General features: G+C 36.6%; 25 protein-coding genes. 7 read left to right on the top strand and 18 right to left on the bottom strand.

Annotated features, from left to right (window positions below; all coding sequences use genetic code 11):
- Window positions 1-8 precede the first annotated feature (8 nt).
- The 5 genes from JNUCC52_RS18500 to JNUCC52_RS18480 all read right to left on the bottom strand — a co-directional run bounded on the left by JNUCC52_RS18500 (window position 9) and on the right by JNUCC52_RS18480 (window position 3,771).
- Window positions 9-158 carry a YezD family protein gene (locus JNUCC52_RS18500; protein ID WP_173479767.1) on the bottom strand — a complete coding sequence of 50 codons (150 nt, stop codon included), beginning with the start codon at window positions 156-158 and terminating at the stop codon, window positions 9-11.
- Entirely contained in the window at window positions 158-907 is a 750-nt protein-coding gene (locus JNUCC52_RS18495) for a sirohydrochlorin chelatase (protein WP_337980529.1), read from the bottom strand. Before JNUCC52_RS18495 ends, JNUCC52_RS18500 begins: the two co-directional genes overlap by 1 nt.
- A 12-nt stretch (window positions 908-919) precedes the next feature.
- A complete protein-coding gene (gene cobA / locus JNUCC52_RS18490; RefSeq protein ID WP_337980528.1) occupies window positions 920-1,696 on the bottom strand; it encodes a uroporphyrinogen-III C-methyltransferase in 777 nt (258 codons plus the stop codon).
- Window positions 1,697-1,987: 291 nt separating this feature from the next.
- A complete protein-coding gene (locus JNUCC52_RS18485) occupies window positions 1,988-2,197 on the bottom strand; it encodes a uroporphyrin-III methyltransferase (protein ID WP_173479770.1) in 210 nt (69 codons plus the stop codon).
- Between the two features lie 65 nt (window positions 2,198-2,262).
- Window positions 2,263-3,771, bottom strand: a complete 1,509-nt coding sequence (locus tag JNUCC52_RS18480; RefSeq protein WP_337980527.1) for a leucyl aminopeptidase — start codon at window positions 3,769-3,771, stop codon at window positions 2,263-2,265.
- Between the two features lie 124 nt (window positions 3,772-3,895).
- Between JNUCC52_RS18480 and JNUCC52_RS18475 the strand changes: the two genes are divergently transcribed.
- Window positions 3,896-4,378 (top strand): divergent PAP2 family protein, encoded by a 483-nt coding sequence (locus JNUCC52_RS18475; RefSeq protein ID WP_173479772.1) that lies wholly within the window; start codon window positions 3,896-3,898, stop codon window positions 4,376-4,378.
- Between the two features lie 63 nt (window positions 4,379-4,441).
- Here JNUCC52_RS18475 and JNUCC52_RS18470 read toward each other — a convergent pair whose 3' ends face one another.
- The 3 genes from JNUCC52_RS18470 to JNUCC52_RS18460 form a co-directional block, all read right to left on the bottom strand.
- Window positions 4,442-4,771 (bottom strand): YuiB family protein, encoded by a 330-nt coding sequence (locus JNUCC52_RS18470; protein ID WP_173479773.1) that lies wholly within the window; start codon window positions 4,769-4,771, stop codon window positions 4,442-4,444.
- A 138-nt stretch (window positions 4,772-4,909) separates the two neighbouring features.
- Window positions 4,910-5,407: an NUDIX hydrolase gene (locus JNUCC52_RS18465; protein ID WP_173479774.1), complete on the bottom strand. Its 498-nt coding sequence runs from the start codon at window positions 5,405-5,407 to the stop codon at window positions 4,910-4,912.
- 509 nt (window positions 5,408-5,916) lie between these two features.
- Complete coding sequence (locus tag JNUCC52_RS18460) at window positions 5,917-6,369, bottom strand: MarR family winged helix-turn-helix transcriptional regulator (protein ID WP_370635741.1); 453 nt, start codon at window positions 6,367-6,369, stop codon at window positions 5,917-5,919.
- A 134-nt stretch (window positions 6,370-6,503) separates the two neighbouring features.
- On the opposite strand from JNUCC52_RS18460, the gene JNUCC52_RS18455 reads away from it, so the two are divergent.
- Window positions 6,504-6,995 carry a CarD family transcriptional regulator gene (locus tag JNUCC52_RS18455; protein WP_173479776.1) on the top strand — a complete coding sequence of 164 codons (492 nt, stop codon included), beginning with the start codon at window positions 6,504-6,506 and terminating at the stop codon, window positions 6,993-6,995.
- 328 nt (window positions 6,996-7,323) lie between these two features.
- Complete coding sequence (locus JNUCC52_RS18450; RefSeq protein ID WP_173479777.1) at window positions 7,324-7,818, top strand: GNAT family N-acetyltransferase; 495 nt, start codon at window positions 7,324-7,326, stop codon at window positions 7,816-7,818.
- 194 nt (window positions 7,819-8,012) lie between these two features.
- Here the strand turns inward: JNUCC52_RS18450 and JNUCC52_RS18445 are convergent, their stop codons facing one another.
- The gene (locus JNUCC52_RS18445; RefSeq protein ID WP_173479778.1) at window positions 8,013-8,387 is read right to left on the bottom strand and encodes a HesB/IscA family protein; all 375 of its coding nucleotides are present in this window, start codon (window positions 8,385-8,387) and stop codon (window positions 8,013-8,015) included.
- A 183-nt stretch (window positions 8,388-8,570) separates the two neighbouring features.
- On the opposite strand from JNUCC52_RS18445, the gene JNUCC52_RS18440 reads away from it, so the two are divergent.
- Complete coding sequence (locus JNUCC52_RS18440; protein WP_173479779.1) at window positions 8,571-9,257, top strand: DUF2225 domain-containing protein; 687 nt, start codon at window positions 8,571-8,573, stop codon at window positions 9,255-9,257.
- A gap of 50 nt (window positions 9,258-9,307) precedes the next feature.
- Here the strand turns inward: JNUCC52_RS18440 and JNUCC52_RS18435 are convergent, their stop codons facing one another.
- Window positions 9,308-9,544, bottom strand: a complete 237-nt coding sequence (locus JNUCC52_RS18435) for a NifU family protein (RefSeq protein WP_024364841.1) — start codon at window positions 9,542-9,544, stop codon at window positions 9,308-9,310.
- Between the two features lie 84 nt (window positions 9,545-9,628).
- Here JNUCC52_RS18435 and JNUCC52_RS18430 point away from each other — a divergent pair, with 84 nt between their 5' ends.
- Entirely contained in the window at window positions 9,629-9,964 is a 336-nt protein-coding gene (locus JNUCC52_RS18430; RefSeq protein WP_139859840.1) for a YuzD family protein, read from the top strand.
- A gap of 86 nt (window positions 9,965-10,050) precedes the next feature.
- On the opposite strand, the gene JNUCC52_RS18425 is transcribed toward JNUCC52_RS18430, so the two are convergent.
- Entirely contained in the window at window positions 10,051-11,118 is a 1,068-nt protein-coding gene (locus JNUCC52_RS18425) for an NAD(P)/FAD-dependent oxidoreductase (RefSeq protein WP_139859842.1), read from the bottom strand.
- A 406-nt stretch (window positions 11,119-11,524) separates the two neighbouring features.
- Between JNUCC52_RS18425 and JNUCC52_RS18420 the strand changes: the two genes are divergently transcribed.
- On the top strand, window positions 11,525-11,761 hold the full coding sequence (locus tag JNUCC52_RS18420; protein ID WP_337980526.1) for a YuzB family protein: 237 nt from the start codon (window positions 11,525-11,527) through the stop codon (window positions 11,759-11,761).
- A 121-nt stretch (window positions 11,762-11,882) separates the two neighbouring features.
- Here JNUCC52_RS18420 and JNUCC52_RS18415 read toward each other — a convergent pair whose 3' ends face one another.
- On the bottom strand, window positions 11,883-12,644 hold the full coding sequence (locus JNUCC52_RS18415) for a TIGR01457 family HAD-type hydrolase (protein WP_337980525.1): 762 nt from the start codon (window positions 12,642-12,644) through the stop codon (window positions 11,883-11,885).
- The gene (locus JNUCC52_RS18410) at window positions 12,641-13,093 is read right to left on the bottom strand and encodes a DUF86 domain-containing protein (protein ID WP_139859848.1); all 453 of its coding nucleotides are present in this window, start codon (window positions 13,091-13,093) and stop codon (window positions 12,641-12,643) included. Before JNUCC52_RS18410 ends, JNUCC52_RS18415 begins: the two co-directional genes overlap by 4 nt.
- An 88-nt stretch (window positions 13,094-13,181) precedes the next feature.
- Here JNUCC52_RS18410 and JNUCC52_RS18405 point away from each other — a divergent pair, with 88 nt between their 5' ends.
- On the top strand, window positions 13,182-13,448 hold the full coding sequence (locus JNUCC52_RS18405; RefSeq protein ID WP_139859850.1) for a DUF3055 domain-containing protein: 267 nt from the start codon (window positions 13,182-13,184) through the stop codon (window positions 13,446-13,448).
- 162 nt (window positions 13,449-13,610) lie between these two features.
- Here the strand turns inward: JNUCC52_RS18405 and JNUCC52_RS18400 are convergent, their stop codons facing one another.
- From JNUCC52_RS18400 to yunB, 5 genes are all read right to left on the bottom strand, one after another.
- On the bottom strand, window positions 13,611-13,796 hold the full coding sequence (locus JNUCC52_RS18400) for a hypothetical protein (RefSeq protein WP_370635667.1): 186 nt from the start codon (window positions 13,794-13,796) through the stop codon (window positions 13,611-13,613).
- 57 nt (window positions 13,797-13,853) lie between these two features.
- On the bottom strand, window positions 13,854-14,387 hold the full coding sequence (locus tag JNUCC52_RS18395; RefSeq protein WP_337982238.1) for a D-glycero-alpha-D-manno-heptose-1,7-bisphosphate 7-phosphatase: 534 nt from the start codon (window positions 14,385-14,387) through the stop codon (window positions 13,854-13,856).
- A gap of 491 nt (window positions 14,388-14,878) precedes the next feature.
- Window positions 14,879-15,232, bottom strand: coding sequence for a YutD family protein (locus JNUCC52_RS18390; protein WP_173479797.1), 354 nt, complete (start codon window positions 15,230-15,232; stop codon window positions 14,879-14,881).
- Window positions 15,233-15,265: 33 nt separating this feature from the next.
- Window positions 15,266-16,189: a lipoyl synthase gene (gene lipA, locus JNUCC52_RS18385; RefSeq protein ID WP_173479782.1), complete on the bottom strand. Its 924-nt coding sequence runs from the start codon at window positions 16,187-16,189 to the stop codon at window positions 15,266-15,268.
- A gap of 114 nt (window positions 16,190-16,303) precedes the next feature.
- Window positions 16,304-17,053 carry a sporulation protein YunB gene (gene yunB, locus JNUCC52_RS18380; protein WP_337982237.1) on the bottom strand — a complete coding sequence of 250 codons (750 nt, stop codon included), beginning with the start codon at window positions 17,051-17,053 and terminating at the stop codon, window positions 16,304-16,306.
- Between the last annotated feature and the right edge of the window lie 43 nt (window positions 17,054-17,096).

Below are 17,096 nucleotides of genomic sequence, written 5' to 3'. Positions count from 1 at the left end.
ATTTAAAATTATCTAAGACGAATTTTTTCTTTCTTTTCAATTTGTACAACGTAAAAATTTTGTACAATTAATGTAATCGAACCATGGTTAACTGTATTTAAAATTTGTCGGACATTATCTAATGCTAGATTGACATTTTCTTTTCTCTTATCTACCATTACGAAAAACACCCTTCCTCCAAATAATTTAGTTGCACTAATTGAACAATACGTTCTACTAATACTTTCCTTACATTGTCGTCATAGCCTAAGCTATTACATAAAATCAGGTTGTTTTCCTCATACCCATGCAATTGCTTGGCAATACTTTGACGTAAAATGCCAGTAAACAATAAATACGGCACGATAAATACACGTCGATTATATTGTTGACTTTGCCTTAACCAGTCTTCTAAACTAGGACCCGCTCCGTATAAAAAGCACGTATCAACGGCTACATAACTATATTTATCACGAAGTCTTAACGCAATTTTTGCTAAATCCTCCCTAACTGCTGGATCACTACTTCCACGACCGATGAGTAAGACACTTGCCTTGTTAGCATCCAGCTCAGTTTCTAAAATTCGCATTTGTAATGTGTCAATTAATAGCTCATGTACGCCAAGTGGCTCTCCATATGTAAAGCATACTGTTGGGTATCGCTGTTTTGCCTTTTCCATCTCCTGAGGGATATCGTGCTTCGCATGCTGAGCAGCTAACAAAAGGATAGGCATAATTGCTATAGCTGTAGCCCCTTGGCGTACGCAGTTTTCTATACCTTGTGCAATCGTCGGTTGGGCTAGCTCTAAAAAACAAATTTCCTGAATCGGTAAATCCACGTCTTGTTGCACACGTTGTAAAAATGCAACTGCTTGCTCCACACCAGCTTTTACACGACTACCATGTGCCACATATAAAATAGCCTGCATTAAAACACTTCCCTATACTGAAATTTCTTTTAAAGGCATTTCAGGACAAGTTTCCTCAAACCATTGGATTTTTTCCCGTAATGTCACCACTTCACCAATTACTATCATGCTTGGGTTTTGAATATTTTCTTGCTGTGCCACGTCCACGATATTCCCTAATGTACCGACGACAGTTTTTTGTTGCAGACACGTTCCCCAATGAATAAGTGCGACAGGCGTTTGCTCATCACGACCGTATTTTATTAACTGCTGTTGGATATAAGGTAAATTTCCAACCCCCATGTAAATCGCAAGTGTATCTATGCCTTTCGCAAGACTTTCCCACTGTATAACATCATCTTTTCCCTCTCGCATATGTCCTGTGACCATTGCAAAGCTAGAACTTAAATCCCGATGTGTAACAGGAATGCCCGCATAAGCTGGTGCAGCTATACCAGAAGTAATCCCAGGTACGATTTCAAATGGTATACGATGTTGTGCAAGCACTTCTGCTTCCTCAGCACCTCTACCAAAAACGAATGGGTCACCCCCTTTTAACCTTGTGACAATAAAGCCTTGCTGTGCGTAGCTTACAAGAGAATGATTAATATGGTCCTGAATCATGGCATGTCGATTCGGTAACTTACCGCAAAATATTAACTTGGCACCTTTTTTCGCATACGCTAATAAATCCTTATTAATCAGTCTGTCGTATAAAATGACATCAGCCTGTTCAATGCAGCGCAATCCTCGCACCGTAATTAAATCAATATCTCCTGGACCTGCTCCAACAATGTACACCTTCCCCAAGTCATGTCACTCCTTTCTATAGATAAAAAAAGAGACTCATACTATCCATAGGCAAAGAATTGCCTGTGAATAATAAGAGCCTCTAGTTTACTAGTCAGCTTCCATTTTTAATTCTTAGTAATATAATAAGAATAATAAATAATTTAGTATATTCTGTCAACCGTTGTTTTATTCATTTTAAAAAGTTTTAACACTGGAGCTAAGCCATTCTTGTAAAAACAAAAAAATGCTAGGAGTATTTGCTCCTAGCATTTTTTTCTTTATAAGTAAGCTACCTGACATCCGTTTAATTCACCAAGGTCTACGATTCCACGGATATGGTCGACCTGGTCGATAAGGTGGATATGGTCGATAGTTTGGATAATATGGATAGTATGGATATCGGTTAAATTGTGACCCTAGAAAGCCTCCTAATAAGCCGCCAACAAATGGTACACCTATTGGCCAAAAGAAGCCACCGCCACCAAAGCCGCCTCCTGGATAACCTCCGAAATTTCGCATAGGCTCCCTCCCTTCTTCTCTATCGTATGAAGGGAGATACATATCCCGCGAGTTCTTTGCCTACTCTATTTTTCTTCACCTAATCGTTGCACAAAGTTTGCTAATGTACGCACCATGACACCCGTACCACCTTTTGGTCCTAAATCATGAGCAGCTACTGCATCCGATGTGCCTGCAATATCTAAATGAATCCAAGGTAATTCACCAACAAATTCGCCTACAAAGCCACCACCAAAAATCATATGACCATCGCGACCAGGAGAGTTGTTCAAATCGGCAACATCTGATTTGCGAATTCGCTTTTTATCACTTTCTGTTAATGGCATACGCCATACAAACTCATCTGTCTCTTGTGCTGCTTCCATGAAATTAGCATAGAATGCATCATCATTTGAAAGTGCACCTGTTTTATCAAGGCCAAGTGCTGTAATAACACCACCCGTTAAAGTAGCAACATCAATAAGTGCTGTTGCACCTTGTTGTTTAGCATATGTAGTAGCATCTGCCAAAACTAAACGTCCTTCAGCATCCGTATTTAAAATTTCCACTGTTTTACCACTATATGTTGTAATAACATCATCTGGTTTAAAGGCTGTATCAGAAACCATATTATCAGTTGAACCAATAACTGCCACTACATTTTTATTAGGGCGTAGTTCACCAATAATTTTCATAGCACCGAGTACTGCTGCTGCACCACCCATATCGCCCTTCATACCAACCATAGAATCTTTAGGTTTTAAAGAATAACCACCCGTATCATACGTAACGCCTTTACCAACAAGACCAATTGGATCAGTGAAGTCTTCTGTTGCTTTATATTTTAACGTGATTAAACGTGGTTCCTCATATGAGCCTTGATTAACACTTAAAATACCACCCATACCCAGTTCTTCTAGTTGAGCTTTATCTAAAATTTCCACTTCAAAATTATATTCAATTGCAAGTGACTGCGCATAATTTGCTAAGTCTGTCGCAGTTAATAGATTTGGTGGTAAATTAATTAAACTACGAGCTTCATTAACCGCATCACCATAAATAATACCAACTTCAAAGCTTGCCACAACTTTATCTAAATCCTCAGCAGTTGTCACTAAATGTACAGCTTCAATACGTTTATCTACTTCATTTGAAGTTGTTTTATAATGTGGAATAGAATAATAGCCTAGCGTAGTTCCTTCACCTGCTATAAATGCAACATCATCTACAGTTATTGCTTCTGTAGTAAATGATTCAAGCCAAATTGAATAGTCCTTTACTTTTAAAGCTTTAAGCTCTTTGCCAACTAATCCAAAGGCAGCACGTAAGTCACCTTCTGTTAAGTTTTTACGCTCATCTAAGCCAACAAATAAAATACGTTTTAAATTGGCATGTTCCTTCACAAATGGCAATTTAGTAATAGATTTTAATTCTGTTGAGACATCACCTGCACTAAGCCAGGCATTTAGCGAATCTCCGTAAAATGCTGAAAAACTTGCCCAATCTTGCATTTGTTCACGATGTTTAGTAACCCCTACAACTAATAATTCTGTAGAAATCGATTCAAATGTTTTTGCTTCTTTAACAATATGCATAATTATTCCTCCATTCAATATTTCCATTATACCTAACTTTCAAAAAAGCGCGTAATATTTAGCTATTTCTTCTTTTAGAAAATAATGAATGTTATAATAAAGGCAATTATAAGTGAAGGTTGTGATGAATTTGGCGATACTTCAAAATACCCCTCTACTCGTCGCCCTCTTTTCTGTTCTCTTTGCACAGTTTGTTAAAATCCCCATCCATTTTTTAATGACTAAACAAATAAAATGGGGCCTATTTACATCCACTGGAGGAATGCCTAGCTCTCACTCAGCTTCTGTTACTGGTTTAACAACATCGATAGCTTATGAAACAGGTTTAGACTCACCTGTTTTCGCCATAGCCGCAATGTTTTCGTTCATTGTTATGTATGATGCAAGTGGTGTTCGTTTCCAAGCAGGACAGCATGCGGTTGTATTAAATCAACTCCGCAAAGATTTTCAAACATTGCTACGTGATATAAAAGATTGGCCACAGATGGATGGGCAGGAAAAAATGGAAGAGTTGAAAACTTTGCTTGGTCATAAGCGTAGTGAGGTGTTTTTTGGAGCATTAACAGGCATCTTTATCGCTATCATAACCTATCAATTCATTCTATAAAAAAAGAGTTGGTTCACATCCTCGAACCAGCTCTTTTTAGATATCCATTTTTTCTTTGTAAAGTTAAAACATGCGATATCCACTTTTTCGTAAATAAATCATAACAATTCCTGCTACAATTGCCCCTGCAAAGCCTCCAGATAAAATAGAAATATCTACTACATGCAGTGCTCGAAATTTATCAAGCAATGCGGGGAAAGCTGTGCCTGGTTTAAAAAAATAATCTAAAAAGCTAACTTTATCGATAATAAAGATTACTACAATTGGATATATAACTGCCATTAACCATGTCATTCGCAGCAACATATTCAATAAAAATCCAATACCAAAAAACATGACGAAAAATAACACAATTGAAATGATTAACTGCACAATTGAAACTGAACCACCCATGTATGTATAACCTCCGTTTTCCTCTCATTAGTTTACATGATTATGAGAGTGCTTTCAATGAACATATCCTTCATTTCGCATGTTCGTCATATTTTAGAAAAAAACCTACTTCTAGTAAAAGCAGCAGTGTTTCTTCCACTATTTTCTAAAGAACAAACGATAAGATGTGTAGCCAAATATTTCCCCGGGATCGATGCCTTCGATGGCATCTAATTGGTGTTGTTCAAATGGATTAGCCACCATTTCCTTTAACATAACAGATGTCATTTCATCCTGCGCAAGCTCACTAGGATACAGCCATTTAGCTTCTAATATTTCATCTTCTTGGATAAATAGCTGTTGTTGTTCGTCCTTCATCTTACAATAAAAGATGGCCATATTATCACTAATTTCACCACGAATAACACCTGTACGAAAACCTATTAAGCCCGAAACATAACAATCGATGCCAGTTTCCTCTTTTAGCTCTCGAACAACCGCTTCATCTACTGTTTCTCCTGCATTGACAAACCCCGCTGGTAATGACCATCGACCTTTTAAACCACTATAGGCCTTTTTAACGACGAGCCATTGTCCATGCTCATTAACTGTGCAACCCGCAACACCTAACCAAACTTTGCCACGATCTTTTTTCATTTCCATTCACCTCTATGTCCATATTATAGCTTTTTCATTTCTATTCTTAGAAGCAATAATTTTTAAAAAAGCAGATAAATAAATGGTAAAAATATAGCTGCACGGATTGAAAAAGGTAAAATCCTGTGTACCATACTTTAACGTTGATTTCCGCTACGCGCGGAATGCACGCGTCTTACTATGCGTGCGTTCCCGCAGGAGTCGCCGCCCTCCGCTCCAATCAACTGGTTAGGTAATGATAGTAGCTCCTTTCAATAACTTCTTTTTGGGGTTGATTTCTGCTACGGTCGGATGCTTTCCGTGAGCACAATGCAAGCCGCAACCCTCACTAACTCGCGGTTTGTTGCATCTTACTATGCGTGCGTTTCCACAGGAGTCGCCCCGTCCTCACCAATCGATTTTCTATGTATTGATAAAACAAAAGGAATCAAGAAATTTATTCTTGATTCCTTTTATCGACAATTTGAAGAATTAAGGAATTGTAGGTATCCATTGTTTATAACCCACTCTTACGCCTCTAACTGCTCAAAACTCCAATTAAGCTCTAATATATTTTTTAATATTGCGACTGATTCTTCTCCAATTGTGCGAACCAATTGCTGTTCAATTTCCGCTTTGTTACGTTCGTTTTGTTCATAGCAAACTTCACCGAAATTCGTCATTCGGATTACTTTGTGCTTCTTACTATGCTCAGCATTACTCACTTCTACCAAGCCTTTAGCTTCTAAACTTTTAATAAATTTGTGAGTTGCCTGGCGAGAAAAATCAACAACTTTCGTTACCTCTGAAATAGTAGGTTGTTTTTTATATATTTTACTTAAAATATGCCATTCTGAGTTAGATATATGGAGTGTATTATTTTTATTCCATTTCTCTTCAGCAAGTCGTCGAAGTATTTCATGACGTTCGCTCAACAAATCAATGACATCTCGATTTTGCAATTCGTCCTTCAACTCATTCACCTTCATTCCATAATTTCGTAATTACTATACAAAAAAACGAACCAGTCGTCAACTAAGTTGACAAAAGTTCTTTTATTGTTTACAATTAATTTAGTCAACTTAGTTGACAATAATGTTTGATGGAGGGATTATACATGTACAATGTTGGCGATGTAGTCATTTATTCATCACATGGACTTTGTTCAGTTGAAGATATTTGTGAACAAACCTTTAGCGACATTACTAAAACTTACTACGTATTACAACCACTAAACGATTCAAAATTAACAATCCGTACCCCTATCGATAATGCAAAAAAACAGCTGAGAGATATTATTGAAAAAGATGAAGCCATTAGAATTTTAAGTTCCTTTACGTCTCCTGGTGTTGAATGGATTGAACAAAACACACATCGTATGAGAAATCACGTAGAAATTATTAAAACAGGCGATCGACAAAAACAGGCGTACCTTTTAAATACATTGCTACGCAAAAAGTTTGAATATGAAGCAAACGAGAAAAAATTCCCACTTCAAGAAGAAAAGTTATTGCACTCTTTACAAGAAATTATATTTTCCGAATTTTCCATTGCACTCGATAAACCTTCAGAAGAAATTTATGAAGATGTATTAGCTAAACTTAGTTAAACATTCTTAAAGGTACATAAAGAAGCCCACAGGTAAGAAGATAATCGAGGCTTCTTTTTTTTCGTACTAAATGTAATGTACTGATCTCCTTATGCCTGTTTAAAACCTCTTTCTCTAAACCATTCACCATAAATCACAAATGCTTCTCTAACCTTTCTTACAGGGTAATGTGAATGTAGTATTACTTCCTTCTAAATACTTTTTATACACCTATTAAACACAGAACTTTTCACCCTACACATTTTTTCCATATATATACTAAATTATCATTTAAAGTGTTAACATTAAGCTATCAACTTAAAAGTTAGAAGAAAGGTGGTTACAATTTATGATAGTAAGAAAAGCAATTTATAGTGATGCAGAAAAGATTGTAAATGTTATGGCAAATGCAGAAGAATCAGGTTTTATGTTATTTTCTCCTCAAGAAAGAGCAGTGAATCCTGAAAAGTTCGCTAAATATATCGATACAACTCATCGTAATCCGAAAGCAGGAGTATTTGTTGCATGTGTAGGTGAACAAATTGTAGGATATTTAATTGTCCAAAATGAAAAGCCCATACGTATAGCACATCGAGCAAATATAGTAATTGGCGTACATAGTGAAAGCCGTGGCCAAGGCGTAGGTAAAGCCCTTTTTACACATGTTATAGCATGGGCACAACAAGTGGAATTGCACCGATTAGATTTAACCGTTATTGCTTCAAATGATGTTGCTGTTCATTTATATAAAAAAATGGGATTTGAAATTGAAGGCGTTAAAAGACACTCTTTATGTATTGATGGTCAATTTGTAGATGAGTATTTTATGTCTCTATTACTATAAGTAGCCCCACTCACAATTTTTTAACGACAAATCGTTTATGCTAGGAGGTTAGTAGCAGATATCCTCAAAAAACCATACAAAAAAGCCTCCTCAATTTGTAATGCTTTGCAACATACAAATTAAAAAGGCTACGTATCTACTTTCCTAAATACATCAAGTCGGTTTTTTTAACAATTCTATCTCAAAAGGTTTTATTAATCACAAACCTCAGGCGTACCTTCACGTTTCGCTGCTTTAAAGCTTGTGCCACAGCCGCAAGATGCGATTGCGTTTGGATTATCGATTGTGAAGCCACCGCCCATTAGCGATTGTTTATAGTCAATTTTTGTTCCCATTAAGATAGGCGCATCTTCGCGGGAAACAAGAATTGTTAAACCATGTTGTACATCCTCAAAATCATCGTCTTTTTTCTCTTTATCAAAATGCATTCCATACGATAGGCCACTACATCCGCCACCATTAACAGCTACGCGTAAAAAAGAACCTCGTTCCTCGTTATGCTCCATCATTTCATTAATATGAAAAACTGCTGCCTCAGTCACTTCTATTACTTGTTTTGAACTTGTCATCCCAGTCACCTTCCTTCTTACTTATCATATCAATTTTGACTATTGTATGACAAACATTCAGCTTCGATTTGATTATTAGCAAAAATTCCCGATTTATTCACTTAATTAGTATTTTTTATTCATGTACAAAACCTATGGATTGGTATAATAGTTTTAATTACATCTATGAAAGAGGTATCAATTATGGAGATTTCACCATATTACGAAAAGAAAGTACAATGTCTTAATTGTAAAAAAGAATTTCCTACATTAAAAGTACGCTCTAAATTCATAAAAGTAGATCATACCGAAACCGATTTTCAGCCGATTTATGCAGACGATGTCAATGCTCTTTACTACAACGTATTCGTTTGTGAGCATTGTGGCTTCTCCTTTACTGAAGACTTTTCAAAATATTTTGCGCCTGGCGTACAGGATGTTATTCAGACGCAAATTACAGAAAAATGGGTACATCATGATTTCAAAGGCGAACGTACTATATTCCAAGCGATTCAAGCTTATAAATTAGCGTTTTTATGCGGGACAATTAAAAAGGAAAAGTTTGTTGCTACGGCTGGTCTTACATTACGTCTTGCATGGTTATATCGTTCATTAAAAAATGAAGGGCAAGAGCAACGTTTTATGAAAATGTCACGTGATCTTTATATGGAATCTTATTCAAATGAGGATTATAGCTCTACTCAAATGTCAGATATTCGCATTATGTATATGATTGCCGAATTATCTCGTCGTATCGGGGATATTGAAAATGCGACACGCTTCTTTTCGAAAGTTATTGAGAAACAAAGCCACGGAGGCGAAGCAAAAATAATCGATATGGCAAAGGAACAATGGACACTAATTCGTGAAGAAAAAGCTCGACATGCGTAAAAAAAAGTTCTAGCCTGAATTTTTCAGCTAGAACTTTTTATATGCAGTGATTAGAAAACTTGCTCTACTTCAATGATACCTGGTACTTCTTCTAATAAAGCACGCTCGATACCTGCTTTTAGAGTAATCGTAGAACTAGGGCAACTACCGCATGCACCTAATAAACGTAATTTTACTACACCATCTTCTACATCTACTAATTCACAGTCTCCACCGTCACGTAGTAAGAATGGACGTAATTTATCTAATACTTCTTGAACTTGGTCGTTAATCGTTGCTTCTGCCATTTGTCTCGACTCCTTTCCTTATAATGATTATAATGTTAGCAACAGAAAAAATCCAATATAGAATCACGGGGGAGAATAAATACTATGAGTCAATCAAAACCAACCATTGAAATTTACGGAACAGCTGTCATTTGTGCTAGCTGTGTCAATGCACCTTCTTCAAAAGATACATATGAATGGCTACAAGCTGCCATTAATCGAAAATACCCAGACCAAGCTTATGATATTCGCTATGTCGATATTGAAGGTCCAATTGAGAATGATCGTGACCAGGATTACGCTACACGTATCCAAGAAGATGAATTTTTCTATCCACTTGTCTTAATCAATGATGAAGTAGTAGGAGAAGGCTATGTCCAATTAAAACCAGTCTTCACAGCACTTGAAAACCTTGGCTTTACACCAGACGAAACTGTTTAAAGAAAATAGGAAAGGGATTGTTCAAACGTGCTTTGAGCAATCCCTTTTTATTATATATGAATGCTCAGTGACATAAGAGCATTCTATTAATCATTTTGATATTTATACATCCATAGTAATCCAGACTTCATTAAACGTGCAATACGGCCTGTAACAGTAGTATCAGCTAGGTACGCGAAGCCTTGCTTTTTGCCCAATGAGCCCATGAAACCTTTTAATTTAATGTCTGGCATTTTTTCTGGTAAACGCTCGCCTCTCCAACGCATGCGTAAAACTTTGACGATATGTTCTGCCTGTTCTTCCGCTAATTGTGCACTTGGAGAAAAGTCTGAAGAAGCACAATCACCTACAACATATACATGCTCATCATCCAACACATTAAAGTATTGTGTAACAATTGGACGACCTTGGCGATCCTTTTCAACATCCATATCACGGACGATTTTAACAGGCTGTACCCCTGCAGTCCATACTATGGCATCTAGCGGAATTTCTTCTTCATGATTAAATATTTTACCAGGTTCTACTTTAGTTATATTAGAATTGGCTATTACATCTACATTATGTTTAGTAAACCAAGCTTTCACATATTTACTAAGCTTCTCAGGGAAGTCTTTTAAAATACGTGGACCTCGGTCAAATAACTTCACATTTAAGTCAGCGCGGCTTTCACGCAGTTCGCTCGCTAACTCAATACCACTTAAACCAGCACCTACAATGCCGACAGTCGAGCCAGCTGGTAAACCACATAACGCTTGGAATGTTGCACGTGATTTAGCCATCGTCTGAATGCTGTATGTGTACTCTTCTGCACCTGGTACACCATGATATTTATCTTCACAGCCTAGACCAATTACTAAATCATCATATTCAATACGTTGCCCATCTTCTAGAATGACTACTTTTTCGGCACGATTAATTTCAACGGCCTCACCATATACCGCCGTTAAACGCTCGTGCTCTGGGAAGCTTACACGAATTTCTTTATCTGTCGATGTCCCTGCTGCTAATGCATAAAATTCTGTTTTTAAACTATGGTAAGGCGCTCGATCTACTAACACAATCTCCGTGTCTAACGGTAAGTTGTTTGGTAAAAGTCGAAGCATGACACGCATATTACCGTAGCCGCCACCTAAAAGTACTAATTTCCCCATAATAGTCTCCTTTAATGTATCTAATAATAATTGTTCACAAAGTATCCACAATTGAGTATAACCGATTGTGAGAAGTTTCACAATATCAGATTGCACTTTTTGTGAAAGATTTCACAATATCGATAACTTCTTTGGGTTTTTTAACAACAATTCATACAAGATCAATTACACCTCGAGCTTATAGCATCTAGATTTTTAGTTCGCTTGCTTGTTAAATACATTTTTAAATGTGTGACATTCTCCGTAATCTTTTACATCCATTCATCTCAAGTATGAACGGCTACAAAACTACGTCCATAGCTTGGCCTTTTTCTCCCACAAAAAAAGGGTTGGCTTTTGTTGAATGAAGTTAAAATATTGACGAACGTTTCAAAAGCTAGTAGCATAACAATGGTGAGGTGAACATATGAATCCAATGGTTGAATTTTGTGTAAGTAATTTAGCAAATGGCTCACAGAAAACTTATGAAATCCTCGAACGCGATCCAAATATCGACGTTTTGGAATATGGCTGCCTCAGCTACTGTACGAAGTGTTCTGAATCCTTTTATGCAATTGTAAATGGTGATTTAGTTGAAGCTGCTTCTCCTGATGAGCTCACAAAAGCTATATATCAATTTATCGAAGAAAATCCATTATGGTAATATAATTGTTTATATAATAGACATGTCGAGTCTTGTAAAATAAAAAAATTACACATATGAAAAGGATGCTATACCGATAATCGGTATAACATCCTTTATTTTTTGTTAAGTCCCACCACAATTAGTCTTCCCATACGAGCGTTTCTAGTAAATAAGTAGGTTGCTGTTCTTTTTCACGCACGACACTTGTTGGTGTAACGCCTGTGTTGACGTGAATTGTATCACAGCCAAAACGAATACCACACATAATGTCTGTATCGTAGTTATCACCAATCATCACCATCTCATCTTTTGTCAAATGATGCTCTATTGCAATGATGTCGAGCATTGCAGGTGATGGCTTACCGATGTAAATCGGCTCGACCCCCGCTACCTCTCCTACTAAACGTGCAAATGCACCATTCCCAGGTAAAAAGCCATATTCTGTTGGAAACTTAATATCTTGATTTGTTGCGATAAATATCGCCCCATTTTGCAATGCAACAGTCGCTTTTGCTAATGCCATATAATCCAAAGTTCGATCTATTCCCATAACAAATACATCTGGCTCATTGTCTACAGGTTCAATTCCTTCGTTTAATAACGCCAATCTAATACCATCGGAACCCATCATCGCTACTTTTTTGCCTGAAAAATTCAGTGCTACATACTTTGCCGTAACTAAGGCACTTGAATAAATATGATGAAGCGGTGCTACTACTCCAATCGCTTGTAATGACTGTTGTAATTGTTCTCTTGTTTTAGAAGAGTTGTTTGTTACGTAAAAGGGTTCAATCCCCTGTTGCTGTAATCTTTGTATAAAAGCAACCGCAGAAGGAATACCTTCCTTACCGCGGTAGACAGTGCCATCTAAATCAAAGCAATAAGCTTTATAAGTTTTCATTGATGATCCTCAGGTAAAAATGCTGATACGGGACCTAACTCATTTGTTAAGTAACTATTCACAGCTGGTGCAAACTGCTTTAAAGCAGGTAAGCTTGCTGTTAAAACATTCACTACTTCAGTAATATCTACAGAAACAAATTCACGAACAAGCATTTTACGTAAGCCTACAACAGCCTTTAACGATGCTTCGATGTCAGTTGAGACAACTTTTTCATCGATTAAAATATCAATGATATCCTCATAGCTACCTGGATCACGCATAATAAAGCCGTCAATCATCAAGTTCCCTACATCCATCATTGATTCCATCACATTATGACCGATTCGCTCGACTGCTAATTTCGTAATATCACTTTGAAGCCAATTTTCCTCTGCCTCAAAAATAGCTAATAGTTTATCTAAGTACTGTAAGTTTGTTGTGATTTTATTTCGATCTACAAAATACACAAGGAAAGCCCCCATTCAAATCATTTAAAGTTGATAGTCTTTTCTCTTCTATAGTACCATATCTATAGGACTGGAAGGAGATTAAAAGATGGAACGTTTTTTCTTATATGATGATGTAGAAGATACAAAAACACGCTTTGTAAGTTTCGCAGGGCAAAAACTGCGTTATGATTTAGCCATTTTACAATCTGGCCGCTTCTTTGGCAAAGTACTTGTAATGGATATTCAATTTGGCCGTTTCGCTATTATAGGGCCTGACGATGTCGAAGAACCTGGCTACCTAGAACACGTGTACAACCGTTCTGAAGAAGACACGATTGAATTACGTGAATACTTACGTGAATTGCTTAATTGACACCCGTTTAAAGATTTAAATACAAAAAAATTCCGCTAATTATTTTCTCGGGGCAATCCGTAAGTCGCACAAACTGACATTCATTGCCCCGCTAGAATAAAGCGGAATTTTTTTGGTCAAAAATCTCATTGACTAATGGAAAGTAGGACAACCTATACTTCATTATTTATTTATAGTTGAAGGGTTGTCTTTATTATGTGGTTTATCTTTATTTTCATTATCATTTTGTTTTTTAGCTTGTCTATTTTGCCCAATAACAGCTAAATCATCAACACTAATATCAAATCCGTATCCGTATTCTTCTCGGTTTAATTGTTTTTGCTTTTGCTTTTTTTTCTCGTTAGCCAAAGTTATCACCTCCAATTTTTAAATTATCCTTTTTTAAGGAATTTATACTTCATTATGTTATGCGTTTAATTTTGCATCTTCTATGATCCAGTCAACTGCACTTATTAAATCGGGGTATACTGCATCTGCAAGCGGATCACGCTTACCTAAAAATACACCCTTTGTACCAGCTCTTTTCCCTGCAATAATGTCTGTGTCTGTATCCCCCACCATATAGGATTTAGATAACTCGACACTATATTTTTCAGCGAGATCCACAATTAACTTACTATTGGGCTTACGACAATCGCAGCCAGCTTTTGGTTTATGAGGACAATACACTACTTCATGAATTGTAGCACCTTGCTTTTTCAATTCATTCGCCATATGAACGTGTATTTTTTTTAATTGACCTTCCTTCATAAATCCTAATCCAACACCACCTTGATTTGTTACAACAAAGACAAAATCAAAGCACTCGTTCAATTTTTTTATCGCTTCTGGAACACCAGGTAAGAAAAAAAGTTGCTGCGGTTTGTTAACAAATTTCACCCTTTTGGTCAACACTTCGTTAATTACGCCATCTCTGTCTAAAAATACTGCTCTTTTTATATAAATCACACCTTTAATAATAATCAATAACGCCTTAACCTAAATTGCGTCCAGTTTTTCGAACATGCTGGAAAAGCTCATTTCACTTTAAAGGATATCTTTTGAAGCATGTGAATATTATTATTTCCTATTGTCATTAAACCTATGAATGCTAAAATTTGAATTGAAGAATTCATTCATTTTATATATGCTATTAAGTCTTTTGTATTAAATGAAAAATCTATTGGAATATTATATACAAAATACTCACACCAAACTTGGATGTTATTCGTGCTACTGGCACTAACTAATGGTTGAAAAAAACACATTTGTTGATTGTAGTGGAGGGCGGCGACTCCTGCGGGAACGCACAGCACGTTAGACGCAACAATCCGCGCGACAGCGAGGGTTGCGGCTTACGGCGTGCCCGCGGAAAGCGTCCGCCCATAACGGAAATATCAACCGTCGAAAAATAAAAAACCTGATGCAAACTTTGCATCAGGTTTTTATGGCTATTCAGCTATTTGTTCATTGTCATTTGGTTTTGTCACTTCGGTTACTTCATTTACTACAACGTCGGGCTGTAAAATAACTTTACCACCTTTACGTAAAACAAAATAAGCACAGCCAAAATTACAATACTCATATAAGTAATCCTGAAGCGTACTAATTTTCGTATCAAAGGTGGATTTTTGATTTTTATCATCAAAAAATCCTTTTAGACGTAGTTGATTATAGCCCCAGTCGCCTACAATATAATCATATTTGACTAAAATATCTGAGTACCGCTCTTTAAATACTTCTTCTTGAAAAGCTTCACGGTAATCTTCAACTACTTCATATTCATATCCTTCTATAATTATCAAAGTGACACCACCTTTCTCGTCTATCATTCCACATTATACTTCGGCTTGTAGTTGTCGTTCCTTCGTTGCAGCATTCACTTGCTCGTCAGCATGATAACTACTACGTACAAGTGGTCCTGCTTCACAATGTTTAAAGCCTTTCTCCATTGCAATTTTGCGAAGTTTGCCAAATTCAATTGGTGAATAATATTTTTTTACAGGTAAATGTTTTTTTGTTGGTTGCAGATATTGACCAATTGTCATAATATCTACGTCGTTTGCACGTAAATCGTCCATTACCTCTAAAATTTCCTCATGCGTTTCCCCTAAGCCAATCATTAATGATGACTTTGTTGGAATGTCTGGTTGCATCTCTTTTGCTAAACGAAGAAACTCTAATGAACGTTCGTATTTTGCACGCGCACGGACTCTTGGTGTTAACCGACGTACTGTTTCAATATTATGATTTAAAATATCAGGTTTAGAATCCATTAAAAGTTGCAGATTTTCCTTCAAACCACCAAGGTCAGAAGGTAGTACTTCTACAGATGTGAAAGGACTTTTACGGCGAATAGCACGCACGGTTTCAGCTAAAACTTCTGAACCGCCATCCTTTAGATCGTCACGTGCTACCATTGTTATAACAACGTGCTTTAAATTCATAATAGCTACTGAGTCTGCAACACGTTCTGGTTCTGCAAGATCTAACTCATTTGGTAAACCTGTTTTTACTGCGCAGAAACGACAAGCACGTGTACAAACTGATCCTAAAATCATCATTGTTGCTGTACGGCGCTCACCCCAGCATTCATGAATATTTGGACAGCGCGCTTCTTCACATACTGTATGAAGATTTTTTTCACGCATAAGCTTTTTAAGACCTTTATATTCATCGTTCGTGTTTAGTTTAATTTTAAGCCAATCTGGTTTTCTTACATGTTCTTCTTTAGCATTGCTAGTAGGTTTACAGGATGTCATACAAATTCGCCCCTATCAGTTATCTTTTGTTGAATATTATCTACCATCACTGTTGTCAATGTATCATATTACACGAACGGCAACAACTAACATTTACTCTCAGCTTAAACTTTTCTATTGATATGGAACTGGTACTTCTATTGATGGTTGTACTGCATCTCCACCATTTGTATAAATGTTTGGTACTGGCCCTCTCGTTAACCCCATTGCTACTGGAATATCCTGTGATACCGTCGTTGATTTACTAGCAAATGGAACTATTATTTGGACATTAACTTCTATATGAATACCTACTTCTACATAGGCGCTATTAATGCCAAATTCCCGTATATCGGATGTAACATTACTATGAACATTACCAATTACATGAAAGCGAATTGGTATTTTCGGCCCTAAATTACCGAGTAAAGGAAGATCAGCCGCCTGTGCAAGTGGGACGAAAAAGACAATGCCATCACCTTCTTGAATTTTGTTTACATCATATTCGACATTATCTAAATCAGGTAAATGGGCTAACTCTCCATGCTCAGCCTGCTCTAAATACATTTTTACAAGTTCGAGTGTTTCTGCACGTACTCTATTAATAATTTCTGTATTAAATTTGGTCGTTACTGAGGTGCCAGATGGTACATCTTCGATTATATCATTAACGTCTAATACGTTAGAAGTACGTGAGTTAATGGCTTTACTGACAACATAAGATGCAATTTTATTTGTCTGCACTTCGGCATATTCCAAATATGTGGGTTTAAGACGTTCATTTAAAAAATATAGAAAAAATACAATACAAATAATGCTAGCCACTATTAATAAGGTTAAACGATTAAGCTGCATTCCTCTTTTATGATTCGTTCGCAATTTCATCCTTTTTCGAGGGAAAAACAAAAAAATCTCCTCCTGTTCTACA

The organism is Lysinibacillus sp. JNUCC-52 (genome assembly GCF_015999545.1).
GTDB lineage: Bacteria > Bacillota > Bacilli > Bacillales_A > Planococcaceae > Lysinibacillus.
This window is presented reverse-complemented; position numbering and strand designations above follow the sequence as displayed.

Excerpts from the sequence above, each read along its gene's own strand:
- JNUCC52_RS18500 (WP_173479767.1), bottom strand. The coding sequence starts at position 158 with ATGGTAGATAAGAGAAAAGAAAATGTCAATCTAGCATTAGATAATGTC.
- JNUCC52_RS18495 (WP_337980529.1), bottom strand. The coding sequence starts at position 907 with ATGCAGGCTATTTTATATGTGGCACATGGTAGTCGTGTAAAAGCTGGT.
- JNUCC52_RS18485 (WP_173479770.1), bottom strand. The coding sequence starts at position 2,197 with ATGCGAAATTTCGGAGGTTATCCAGGAGGCGGCTTTGGTGGCGGTGGC.
- JNUCC52_RS18480 (WP_337980527.1), bottom strand. The coding sequence starts at position 3,771 with ATGCATATTGTTAAAGAAGCAAAAACATTTGAATCGATTTCTACAGAA.
- JNUCC52_RS18475 (WP_173479772.1), top strand. The coding sequence starts at position 3,896 with ATGAATTTGGCGATACTTCAAAATACCCCTCTACTCGTCGCCCTCTTT.
- JNUCC52_RS18470 (WP_173479773.1), bottom strand. The coding sequence starts at position 4,771 with ATGGGTGGTTCAGTTTCAATTGTGCAGTTAATCATTTCAATTGTGTTA.
- JNUCC52_RS18465 (WP_173479774.1), bottom strand. The coding sequence starts at position 5,407 with ATGAAAAAAGATCGTGGCAAAGTTTGGTTAGGTGTTGCGGGTTGCACA.
- JNUCC52_RS18455 (WP_173479776.1), top strand. The coding sequence starts at position 6,504 with ATGTACAATGTTGGCGATGTAGTCATTTATTCATCACATGGACTTTGT.
- JNUCC52_RS18450 (WP_173479777.1), top strand. The coding sequence starts at position 7,324 with ATGATAGTAAGAAAAGCAATTTATAGTGATGCAGAAAAGATTGTAAAT.
- JNUCC52_RS18445 (WP_173479778.1), bottom strand. The coding sequence starts at position 8,387 with ATGACAAGTTCAAAACAAGTAATAGAAGTGACTGAGGCAGCAGTTTTT.
- JNUCC52_RS18440 (WP_173479779.1), top strand. The coding sequence starts at position 8,571 with ATGGAGATTTCACCATATTACGAAAAGAAAGTACAATGTCTTAATTGT.
- JNUCC52_RS18435 (WP_024364841.1), bottom strand. The coding sequence starts at position 9,544 with ATGGCAGAAGCAACGATTAACGACCAAGTTCAAGAAGTATTAGATAAA.
- JNUCC52_RS18430 (WP_139859840.1), top strand. The coding sequence starts at position 9,629 with ATGAGTCAATCAAAACCAACCATTGAAATTTACGGAACAGCTGTCATT.
- JNUCC52_RS18425 (WP_139859842.1), bottom strand. The coding sequence starts at position 11,118 with ATGGGGAAATTAGTACTTTTAGGTGGCGGCTACGGTAATATGCGTGTC.
- JNUCC52_RS18420 (WP_337980526.1), top strand. The coding sequence starts at position 11,525 with ATGAATCCAATGGTTGAATTTTGTGTAAGTAATTTAGCAAATGGCTCA.
- JNUCC52_RS18415 (WP_337980525.1), bottom strand. The coding sequence starts at position 12,644 with ATGAAAACTTATAAAGCTTATTGCTTTGATTTAGATGGCACTGTCTAC.
- JNUCC52_RS18405 (WP_139859850.1), top strand. The coding sequence starts at position 13,182 with ATGGAACGTTTTTTCTTATATGATGATGTAGAAGATACAAAAACACGC.
- lipA (WP_173479782.1), bottom strand. The coding sequence starts at position 16,189 with ATGACATCCTGTAAACCTACTAGCAATGCTAAAGAAGAACATGTAAGA.
- yunB (WP_337982237.1), bottom strand. The coding sequence starts at position 17,053 with ATGAAATTGCGAACGAATCATAAAAGAGGAATGCAGCTTAATCGTTTA.